This window comes from Microcystis sp. M049S2 (assembly GCF_020245625.1).
Classification (GTDB): domain Bacteria; phylum Cyanobacteriota; class Cyanobacteriia; order Cyanobacteriales; family Microcystaceae; genus Microcystis; species Microcystis ichthyoblabe_A.
Genome location: NZ_JADBUN010000157.1, coordinates 1 through 10,630, shown reverse-complemented (window position 1 = coordinate 10,630; position 10,630 = coordinate 1). Strand labels below are relative to the sequence as shown.

The 10,630-nt window shown below is 41.7% G+C and carries 10 protein-coding genes and 1 pseudogene; 4 read left to right on the top strand and 7 right to left on the bottom strand.

What is annotated here, in order from left to right:
* Positions 1 to 124 (top strand): annotated as a pseudogene (locus IM496_RS14015) (IS630-like element ISMae26 family transposase); the annotation flags it as partial.
* A 368-nt stretch (positions 125 to 492) separates the two neighbouring features.
* On the opposite strand, the gene IM496_RS14010 reads toward IM496_RS14015, so the two are convergent.
* From IM496_RS14010 to galE, 6 genes are all read right to left on the bottom strand, one after another.
* The gene (locus tag IM496_RS14010; RefSeq protein WP_194015486.1) at positions 493 to 1,326 is read right to left on the bottom strand and encodes a class I SAM-dependent methyltransferase; all 834 of its coding nucleotides are present in this window, start codon (positions 1,324 to 1,326) and stop codon (positions 493 to 495) included.
* A gap of 15 nt (positions 1,327 to 1,341) precedes the next feature.
* The gene (locus IM496_RS14005; protein WP_287662268.1) at positions 1,342 to 2,574 is read right to left on the bottom strand and encodes an NAD(P)/FAD-dependent oxidoreductase; all 1,233 of its coding nucleotides are present in this window, start codon (positions 2,572 to 2,574) and stop codon (positions 1,342 to 1,344) included.
* Positions 2,571 to 3,530, bottom strand: coding sequence for a hypothetical protein (locus IM496_RS14000; RefSeq protein ID WP_194015482.1), 960 nt, complete (start codon positions 3,528 to 3,530; stop codon positions 2,571 to 2,573). The genes IM496_RS14005 and IM496_RS14000 overlap by 4 nt, the downstream gene beginning before the upstream one ends.
* Positions 3,530 to 4,990 carry an MBOAT family O-acyltransferase gene (locus IM496_RS13995; RefSeq protein ID WP_287662266.1) on the bottom strand — a complete coding sequence of 487 codons (1,461 nt, stop codon included), beginning with the start codon at positions 4,988 to 4,990 and terminating at the stop codon, positions 3,530 to 3,532. The genes IM496_RS14000 and IM496_RS13995 overlap by 1 nt, the downstream gene beginning before the upstream one ends.
* A 485-nt stretch (positions 4,991 to 5,475) precedes the next feature.
* Positions 5,476 to 5,901 (bottom strand): hypothetical protein, encoded by a 426-nt coding sequence (locus IM496_RS13990; protein ID WP_287662264.1) that lies wholly within the window; start codon positions 5,899 to 5,901, stop codon positions 5,476 to 5,478.
* Between the two features lie 72 nt (positions 5,902 to 5,973).
* The gene (galE, locus tag IM496_RS13985) at positions 5,974 to 6,972 is read right to left on the bottom strand and encodes a UDP-glucose 4-epimerase GalE (RefSeq protein ID WP_287662262.1); all 999 of its coding nucleotides are present in this window, start codon (positions 6,970 to 6,972) and stop codon (positions 5,974 to 5,976) included.
* A gap of 68 nt (positions 6,973 to 7,040) precedes the next feature.
* Here galE and pap point away from each other — a divergent pair, with 68 nt between their 5' ends.
* The 3 genes from pap to purN all read left to right on the top strand — a co-directional run bounded on the left by pap (position 7,041) and on the right by purN (position 9,570).
* Complete coding sequence (gene pap, locus IM496_RS13980) at positions 7,041 to 8,534, top strand: polyphosphate:AMP phosphotransferase (RefSeq protein ID WP_002804113.1); 1,494 nt, start codon at positions 7,041 to 7,043, stop codon at positions 8,532 to 8,534.
* A gap of 116 nt (positions 8,535 to 8,650) precedes the next feature.
* On the top strand, positions 8,651 to 8,935 hold the full coding sequence (locus IM496_RS13975) for a hypothetical protein (protein ID WP_002795695.1): 285 nt from the start codon (positions 8,651 to 8,653) through the stop codon (positions 8,933 to 8,935).
* Complete coding sequence (gene purN, locus IM496_RS13970; protein ID WP_287662259.1) at positions 8,932 to 9,570, top strand: phosphoribosylglycinamide formyltransferase; 639 nt, start codon at positions 8,932 to 8,934, stop codon at positions 9,568 to 9,570. The genes IM496_RS13975 and purN overlap by 4 nt, the downstream gene beginning before the upstream one ends.
* 318 nt (positions 9,571 to 9,888) lie before the next feature.
* On the opposite strand, the gene IM496_RS13965 is transcribed toward purN, so the two are convergent.
* Positions 9,889 to 10,470: a Uma2 family endonuclease gene (locus IM496_RS13965; RefSeq protein ID WP_287662257.1), complete on the bottom strand. Its 582-nt coding sequence runs from the start codon at positions 10,468 to 10,470 to the stop codon at positions 9,889 to 9,891.
* Positions 10,471 to 10,630: the final 160 nt, after the last annotated feature.

Sequence of the window (10,630 nt, the reverse complement as noted above, 5' to 3'; positions counted from 1 at the left end):
GTTAAGAAAACTGAAGGCGAGAACTTACAAAGACTTAATAGAAGGGATTGAATTGGCTATGTTAGAAGTTACTCAAAAAGATATTCGCAATTGGTTTACTCACTGTTGCTACTGTACCTCATAAGTCAGAGAATTGCTATATCTCCTGCAAAAATCAAAAATCTTCCCTTAGATTAGGAGACGGTCTAGAGGAGGACAGGGTAAGCGCATCTTAACAATCCTTGACAAAATGAACTTTAGGTGAGTTGCTTACCCAGAGGACAATTCAGACATATTTGAGGAAAATTGCCCATCTCAATTGTTAAGCAAAAATCGACCCATTTGGTCGATTTCGTGACTATTCTGATTGACTGGTATCACTTGAAATACCCGCACAGCAAACGGATCACAAAATTGGCCAATTGTCAATAGCGTTTAAGATGCTCTCACCCTGGTTGCTGCTTAAATTAACCTGCTCCAACAAGTTATTAATTATCGGTTAATTTCCCTGACTCATATAGTCTTAAATTTGCCAAAAGCGCGAGGATGTCCAGCTTTTTGGGAACAAAGAAAATAGCGCGCGGGTTCGTAATGATTTTCAGCACTAAAAGGGGAACAGAAATTATCTCCGAGTAAATCTTCTCGCACAAAGAAAGCATTCACTCCCGAAAAACTACAAGCTACCAATTTATAACCCTTTTGATGACCAAGTTTTTCTAGAGCTTTCAAACTTGATCCCACATGACTATTATATTTCCATTGGTGACTAGGATTATACTGCATCACCCAACTGGATTCGGGGGGATAAATAGCATTATATTCGACAATTACCACCCGGGGACGATAATTAGTAATTGCTTGCCAGACCCAATAATCATTACCATCAATATCAATGGATAATAAATCTAATTCTGTCGGTACATTGCCCTCTCGAAACAAGTCTTCAATATTTGCGGCAGTGATGAAAGTATTTTTTAAAGTTAATTGTTGGTTAGCAAGTAAATCTTCAAAAGATTGGCGAATACTTTTACAAAATCGCTCACTGCCTTCAATCCAATAACCTTGCCATCCTTTCACTAACAAATAGGTACTATTATTTTCTAAACCGTTGCCAACTCCAAATTCCACAAAGAATTTATTTGTGGTTCCAATGCGATTAAAAATTTCGCTAATAATGCCATCTTCTCCTGCTTGGGAAAAAACCTTAAATTCGTAGCGGTTTAGTTTCCTAGTGTTATCATATTTGGGGTTTTTATGCAAGTTTTCTAGCAGATAATTATCAATTTGTAACTCTGTTACTTGGATTGTTTGCCAAGGTGCTGCCATACTTTTGAGAAAGGTTTTCATGAATTTTAACTACAATTAACGAGTATTTTTTGATTCAATCGGTTGCTTAGATAACACCTGTGAATAACGGAGTCGGAGAAGAATTTTTTTTGCCCAATGTTGAAACACTTTTAACTGATGGCGTTGGCTGGGTAAACGCAGAATATAGACAAATCGACGCATTATATCAGCTAATCTACCAGTAATATTAAGGCCAAAACTGGAGACAAGGGCTGATTGTTTACCCAGGGTTAACATATCACCTAAATGCAGATAATAATAGGGTTGGGACGATTTTTTTCTGATCACTGCCGAGATATTTTTGGCTACTACACTGGCTGCTTGATAGGCTGCTTGTGCTGTGGCAGGAATTACCTGTTTACTCGGATAAATTTCGGCGATATCCCCAAGGGCAAACACTTCGGGATAGTCAATTAATTGTAAACTAGAACGGGTTAATAATTTGCCTTGTGCTGTTTTCTGACAATCTAAATTATTGATCCAATCCTGTGCCTCAGTTCCTGCTGTCCACAATAATAAATCAATGGGGATAACCTCATTTGTATTATCTTTAAGTATGGTCATGGAATTAGCGGTAACTTCCTTTAATCCCGTGTTTAAATAGAGACTAACATTCTTGGCTAAAAGGGAACGGTAGGAAGCAACACGCACCGATTTAGGGAAGTTTTGCAGTATTTCCTCGTTCCTTTCCACTAGGTGAACTTTGCCTTTTTTTCCTAAACGATCAGCCACTTTACAGGCTAATTCTACCCCATTAGGACCGCCGCCAATAATGGCTAAATTAATTGAGGATTTTCCTTGAGTTTCTAAGTCATGAATTGCCGTTTGTAATCTTTCCACATCCTCTAAACTCCGAAAAGTTAGCCCATAATCAGCTAACCCGGTTATAGCCGGCCAACGATTCCGCACTCCCACCGCTAAAATCAGGTAATCGTAATCTATAACCTCCTCATTTTCTAAATATACTCGATGATTATTTAAGTCAATATTACTAGCTTTTTGAGTTTTTAAATTAACCTGAGTTCCTGTTAATAATTGACGGTAGGAGGGGGCAATTTCCCAGCGTTGCAATTCTCCTGTAATTAGTTCATAGAGAAGGGGAGTAAAGAGAAAATGGTCTTTTGGTTCGACTAAAGTTATTTGCCATTGACCCGATTTTACTGCTGTTAATCGACTCAAATCGAGCGCCGTATATAACCCTCCAAAACCACCCCCCAGAATGCAAATCTTAGTTATAGGTTTATTCATGGATTTTTATTCTCAGTTGTGTTTAGGATGGGTTTCAGTTCCGAAACTAATTGTTCTGAACGTATAATTCTCGCTGGGGGCAAAAGATGATAGTGAGTGTCAGCAAAAATAGTAGAATCGGTCTTAATATTCAAGTCTTTCGGATCATAAATTGTTGGCACAACCCGACTTAATTCTTCGGCAGATTTGCGAATATTAGCAACGGTTTTATCATCATTTTTAGCATAAACCCAGGGCAAAGAAACTACCAGAGTCGCCCCTTTTGCTTCTAAGTCTTTCTTGAGTTTTTCAATCAATTTAATTGAGTGAGGAGAAGCAGCAGTATCAAAGGTCATTTGCCACCATTTCCCTGTTCTTTCCTTAACTATAGTCGGATCTCCTCTGTCAGTAATCGGCTCGGAATAATAACCCGTCATTCTGCCTTTAGTGAATAAATCAACCGTGGATTTAGTGACTGCACGCATCCCCGGAATACCTAATAACCAAGTATCCTCGATCATGGTTTTTAAAGGTATCCCACCTAACCCCGGTTTACCAATAGCGACGCTAAAAGGTGCGGATCCCCAAAGTCCTTCGCCGCGATTAAAACCGTCCTCATCCATGAGCATGAGATATTCAGGAATCAGCAGAATGACATCCCCTTTGCGTGCTTTTTCGAGAATCATAGCAGCAATGACATTTAACCCGATGTCCCCCTGTAAACCGAGGTTAACCACCGGAATTCCCAATTCTTTGGCCATTAATTCCGAATTTATGGTATAATGCGCCCCCGATCCCGCCGTGACGATTAAACGCCGCGGTCCCTCGATCCTAGCAGCGATCGCTGATTTTTCTTCGTACATCATCCGCAACCAGCTTAATTCGCCGCCGTAGATGACATTATAAACAAAGCCGAGGGACCAAGCGACTCCCAGAGAGGCTAACCAGGGGAAAATGTTAAAAGATTTAGTATTCATCAGAATTCAAAGTAAATAAAGTCACCAGTATTAGTGGAAGCTAGGAGAATAGTTAAACCTAGCAATATTTTAGACAGCCAAGGCGATAACAATAGTTCATACTCAAACTTTTTCTGGGCAATAGCCAGATGTTCGAGGATTAAAACAATGATACCAAGAACTAAAGCGACGCTTAAAACTGCTCCTTGATTGAGACTATAGGAACTAAAAATCTCTCCGATATTAGCTAAGGAATAATTGAAAGGATTGGCAATAACCAGAATTTTGCCGATTAATCTTCTGGTGTTAATCTCCATGAAAAAGAGACAACCAAAAATGACAGCCAATTGCGTTAAAGCCCAGGAGACAATTTGCGGCTGAGAAACGTATTTTCCGACGAAAGCATAGAAAGGTCGGCCTAGATAACGCAGTAATAATAATAATGCCCCGTGGTAAGCACCCCAAAAGATAAAATTCCAAGCCGCACCGTGCCAGAAACCCGAAAAAGTAAAGGTAATGAATAGATAAAAAGGAGCCCAGTTTTTATTGGAACCCATCAGGGGTAAAAACACATAATCCCGAAACCAAGTGCTAAGGGTAATATGCCAACGTCGCCAAAATTCGTTAATACTTTGGGATGTATAGGGTGCTAAAAAGTTTAATTCTAATCTAACCCCGACAAAATAGGCTAAACCAACAGCAATAAAGCTATAACCGCCGAAGTCAAAATAGATTCTCAGGGTGAATAAAAAGGCCTCAAACCAGATATACCAAGCATTGTCGATCATCTTATCTAATTCGATGTAGGGAGCAATGTTATCGGCGAGGACAAATTTCATAAATAAACCGAGGGAAAGCCAACGCAAACCCTTCTCGAAGTTTTCTCCCGTAAATTTGAGGCGAAATCCCTCCATTTGTGGTAATAAATCCCGGCGACGCTCGATCGGACCTGCGACAATTTGGGGGAAAAAGGAGATAAAATTGACATAATCGAGAACGGCTAGGGGTTTCTTTTTCTTTTCCCGTAGGGAGTCCACCACGAAAGCCACCATCTGGAAGGTATAGAAGGATACCCCCGGTGGGATTTGGCTAGGCACGGGAATTGGGGAAAGTTCCTTCCAGTTAGGGGGGAGAGAAACGAATAATCCGATGATTTCCTCGACAAAAAAGCCGAAATACTTGAAGTAGGCGAGGACGAGAATATCGATGACGATAACGATAGTGGCCAGGAGATTCGCTTTCCAGCCGCTCATTTTCAGCACTAGCCAGACCATAATGTAGTTAAAGGCTAGGGAGACGATGAAAACGAGGAAACTGGTGCGACTGGCGTAATAAAATAGGATCAGGGACAGTGCCGCTAATCCGACTCCATCAAAAACACCTCGCCAGAGATTGAAGGACTTCGCCAAGTAGCGCACCGTTAAGAAAGGAACGCTGAAAAGGATTAATATCCACCAAAATATAAAATCAGAGTAATTCAAGGCTTGTTAACTCCTGATGGTCTGTGTTACCTTGTTTGAGATGGGTTTCCTGACTTCTGATGCTCAGAGACGAGGGATTTTCTTGACAAGCCTATCAAACTTTGTCAGACTTGTCCATAAAATTACCTCCAGCAACCCTCAAGAATTGAGGCTAGACAAGCAATGCTTTATCAAAAACTGTGATTGATTGTGAAGGTTCCGAATACGAAATTCTCGATTCTTTAGCGGCAACTGGTCAATTGGGACAAATTAAAATTATCATGATGGGATGACATAAAAAGGGTCCCGATGCTTGAGTCAAACATCTGCAAGACTTCAGTTTTATCATCTTTTCCAGGATGCCTCGCAGTAAAAATGTAGGCACTTTGTACGCAGTTAAACCGTAAAGTATAGGAGTGAGGTGATGGGGAAATGGGGAAATGGGGAAATGGGGAAATTTCCACTAATACCCCAAAACCCCAACACCTTACTAACTGATAACTGCTTTACTGTGCTTGGCAATAGGTATTAAAAGCTTCGCCAGTTTCTTTTTCTAATTGTCCGGCTTTTCTGACCTTTTCCTGTGCTAATTTTGCCCCGTTTTTATTGCGAGTTTCGATAACTTGAATTATTTCACGAGTGGCAGTGGCATAATCTTCATAAACTTGAGCGAAGGCGATTTTATATTTATCTAGTTCTGGATCCTTCACTGCTAATTTTTTCATATTTTCTGCGGCCTGTTCGATTTTATCGGCGGCTAATAGCCAACTTTTTTGGTCAATTTCTGTCCCTTGACCCTTGGTTAAGGATTTGGTTTCTTGGGCTACTTCGTTGGCAATCCGATAGATTTTTTGACATTGAAACTGTTTACTATCAGCACAACTTGCCAAAAAAATCAAGCCTATAAATATTAAGATTATTTTGTTATTCATAGCATTGTATTTGAGATGATTCTAGGGAAGCTTATAGCGGTAAACTATCAGCCTCTAGTAGTTTTTTTACTGTTAAGCGTGTCTTTTTTGATGCCAATTCCAAGCGTGTTCAACTATTACCTTAAGATCGGCATATTGGGGATGCCAACCGAGAACCTGTTTGGCTTTATCGCTACTGCCGATTAAAATCGGGGCATCACCTGCCCTTCTGGGACTTTCGATGACGGGAATATCCAAACCAGTTACCGCTCGCGCTGTTTCAATCACTTCACGCACAGAAAAACCGTTACCATTGCCCAAATTAAACACATTGCTTTCGCCCCCATTTAAGAGATATTCTAAGCCTAAAACGTGAGCTTGTGCTAAATCATTAACATGGATATAATCACGCACAGCAGTACCATCGGGAGTATCATAATCCGTGCCGAAAATTGACAGGGAATCCCGTTTTTTCAGGGCAGTTAATAAAGCCAGGGGAATTAAATGGGTTTCTGGTTGGTGATCTTCCCCTAATAAACCACTGGGGTCGGCTCCGGAAGCATTAAAATAACGGAAAGCCACCGATTTTAAACCGTAGGCCGCATCAAAATCCCTAAGAATTTGTTCCACCATTTCCTTACTGGCAGCGTAGGGACTGAGGGGATGATGAGGGTGATTTTCCGTCATCGGAATTTCCTTGGGCATTCCATAAATAGCACAGGTGGAAGAAAAAACAAATTTCTTCACATCGGCGGCGATCATCGCTTGCAAAAGAGTCAGACTACCACTAACATTATTTTGATAGTAAATAGCCGGTTCTTGGACTGATTCCCCCACGGCAATAAAAGCGGCAAAGTGCATGACGGCGGCAATATCACGACTAGCAAATAAATTATCCAGCAGCGATCGATCCCTAGTATCACCGACAATTAACTCAACTTTTAATATATCCTTAATGATTTCGGCGTGACCATAGGATAAGTTATCGAGTACGATGACGGAATAACCGGCATTTTTGAGCGCTAGAACTGCATGGGAACCAATATAACCCGCACCGCCAGTGACGAGAATGGTAGGTTTAACTTGAGACACGCGAAAGACCTATTTGAGATTGACTTGTCTATAACTTTATACCCTAATTTTGCTTTTATTTGACCATCATGTTAAGTCCCCTCGATCTATCTCTTTCCCTTGACAAGGAAACTTATCAATCACAAATTAAAGATTTAATGCAACAACTGCGATCGCTACAGAAGTCCTGTTGGGAATGTAAATTACCCGTGGTGGTGGTTTTGGAAGGTTGGGCGGCGGCAGGCAAGGGAACTTTAGTCAAAAAAATGGTTAACTATATGGATCCTCGGGGTTTTACCGTCCATCCAATTTTAACCCCTTCCCCCCAAGAGGAAAGTTACCCGTTTTTGTGGCGATTTTGGCAAAAACTGCCAGCAAAGGGCAGTATCGGCATTTTTTATCACAGTTGGTACACCCATCTACTAGAGGATCGACTCTTAAATAAATTGCCCTCCTCCCAGATTCCCCTAGTCATGCGCGATATCAACACCTTTGAGCGACAATTATTTGATGATCGGGTTGCGATCGCTAAATTCTGGATTCACCTCAGTCAAAAGGAATTAAAGTCACGCATCAAAGAATACGCCGAAAATGAACTAGAATCTTGGCGCGTGCGTCCGGAAGATTGGCAACAGGCCAAACGTTATGATGAGTATGCCAGTTTAGCCGAGGAAATGATTACCTACACTAGCACGGGGGCCGCCCCTTGGATATTGGTGGAGGGCAACTGTCAACGTTGGGCCCGGGTAAAAGTTCTCTCCCAATTAGTCGGCACGATCGCTCAAGCTTTGGATCAGCGCCAATTACCGATCGAACCTCCTGTCAATCTACCACCCCAAGCCCAATTACTGCCCACGGAACCCGATTATCTGGGGAGAGTGGACTTGAGTGCCAAATTGGAAAAAGAAGAATATAAAATCCGTTTGCGTCAGGCACAGGTAGAATTAAGAAAACTGCAATTAGAGATTTTTCAGGCAAATATTCCCGTTTTAGTCCTCTTTGAAGGGTGGGATGCCGCCGGCAAGGGAGGGGCGATCAAACGCTTAACCGATACCCTCGATCCTCGCAGTTATCAAGTGATTGCCTTTGCTGCCCCGACGGAGGAAGAACACCGCTATCATTATCTCTGGCGCTTCTGGCGCAAATTACCCGCAGCCAAAACTATCGGTATATTCGATCGCAGTTGGTATGGACGGATTTTAGTGGAGAGAGTGGAAGGATTCGCTAAAGATATGGATTGGCGACGGGCATATCAAGAAATTAACGAATTTGAGGCCCAATTAACCCATTCAGGCTGTGTTTTAGTCAAATTCTGGTTACATATTAGCCCCGAAGAACAGTTAAATCGCTTCAATGAGCGCCAAAATAACCCCTATCGTCAACATAAACTCACCGATGAAGATTGGCGCAATCGAGAAAAACAGCCCCTCTATCATGTGGCAGTTAATCACATGGTAGCCCGTACTAGCACCCCCGTCGCCCCCTGGACGATTGTGGCGGCAAATGATAAGTATTTCGCCCGCGTTAAAGTCATAGAAACAGTCATTGCCGCTATTGAAACCGGTTTGAAACAACGGGGATAGGGGAGATAGGGGTATGGGGATTTTTTCGATTCACCCTCTCTTCACCCTGATGTGCTGAGAAGCAGAGTCGAGAACTTTATTGAACGTTTTCAATGTCCACCAGAGGAGAAGCAATCATGAATCTCAATGAGTTGCCAGGGGCCGAGATCATCTTACCCGGACTGAGGGATCTTCACAATGGTGAGTCTAATACCATTGGGGCGTTGCTAGTTGCGATCGCAGCGACGCGCCTAACCGAAGTCGGTTTCGATATCCCTAAAAATCACCTAGCTGCAGAGCCAGAGCTAACCTTGTATGCCTATCTTCAAGAGGAACGGGATGATGCTTATTCTTACTATAATGCTTTGCTGAATCGCCTCAATAGCTTTTGCAATGCACTCGAACTCGCTTATAAAATATGATGACAATTTCCCCCAGTTTAATTTCTCCCGATCTCAGTTTGGCCGATATTCCCCTAGAGGAAACCCTCTCTTTAGGAGTGATGGCTTCTGGTAGTGGTTCCAATTTTGCTGTTTTGGCGGCAGCGATCGCTAAAAAACAGCTAAATGCCAGGATTCCTGTCCTCATCTACAATAATCCCGATGCCAAGGTAAAAGAAAGAGCCGATCACTACAATATCCCTGCGGTTTTCCTCGATCATCGTCAATTTAAACCCAGAGAAGAACTCGATCGGGCAATAGTAGAAACTTTCCAAGAATACGGCGTAAAATGGGTAATTATGGCCGGCTGGATGCGAATTGTCACCCCGGTTTTACTAGATGCTTTTCCCGATCGCGTGATCAATATCCATCCTAGTTTACTACCCAGTTTTAAGGGTGTGCGCGCCGTGGAACAAGCTTTAGCTGCGGGGGTAAAAGTGACCGGATGTACTGTGCATATCGCTCGCGCGGAGGTAGATAGTGGCCCAATTTTAATGCAAGCGGTGGTTCCCATTCTCCCCGATGATACCGCGGCTAGTCTCCACGAACGCATTCAAGTGCAAGAACATCGCATTTTCCCGGTAGCGATCGCTTTAGCGGCGAAATTGGGTCTGTAGAGATAGATTTCTGGACTTCCTTGGCGATAATACCGGCAAAAAAACGAAAATTCAACGCAAATCGTTAAATAAGTAGGTAGGCGTTAAAAATTATCAGACACCACCCTTATTAAGGTAGGGTTGATTCATGAATCAACCCTACTATGAATCAACCCTACTATGAATCAACCCTAGTACTAAGGGGGGATCGAACCTAAAATCCATTTTTAATTTAAGTACCTAAGCAAAATTAATTACACATATCTAAACACCTCTTGCCTCTTGCCTCTTGCCTCTTGCCTATCTTCACTAGGAAATTAATTTTGCACGACTACTTAATTATAACCAGCTACTTATCACTCCTTCGTAAATTTCCTGAAAACTGAGATCGAAATTTACAGAAGTTAAAGATAAACTGGCATTTTCGCCCTCGTATTCCGTTAATAACCATTTATTTTCTTGAGTTTTGTTATACTGCATGATATATGGACGACTTTGACTAATGAGAATATATTCTTGAAATTCCGGCAGCGAACGATAATAGAGAAATTTATCGCCCTGGTCATAATTTTGAGTTGATTTTGAGAGGACTTCTACTATTAATCTGGGATTGGTAATAGTTGTCTTGCCAGTTTCATAATAAATCGGTTCTCCCTCAATTAGCATCACATCGGGATAGGTTGCTTGACGATATTGCGCTATCCATAATTTAACGTCACCGATAAAAATATTATATTTCTGTCCTTTGAGGGCAAATTTTAAATAAGCGGCAAAATTGAGAGCAATTTTATTATGATCGGTAGTGCCTCCTGTCATCGGTACGATTTCCCCATCTTGATACTCATTTTTATAGGCTGCCGTTTCCTCTAGTTCTAAATATTCGGCAAAGCTATAGGTACTTTTATCGGTGGCTAGGGTCATAATTTAAGTAGCTGGTTATAATTAAATTAAAAATGGATTTTAGGTTCGATCCCCCCTGCCCCCCTTGATAAGCTATCCCTTATAGGGATCTTTCTTAACAATTTTTGCAGTAAGCACTCCAACCCTTATCCTGACTTGATTTCAGTTTTTTCTTTGTCAG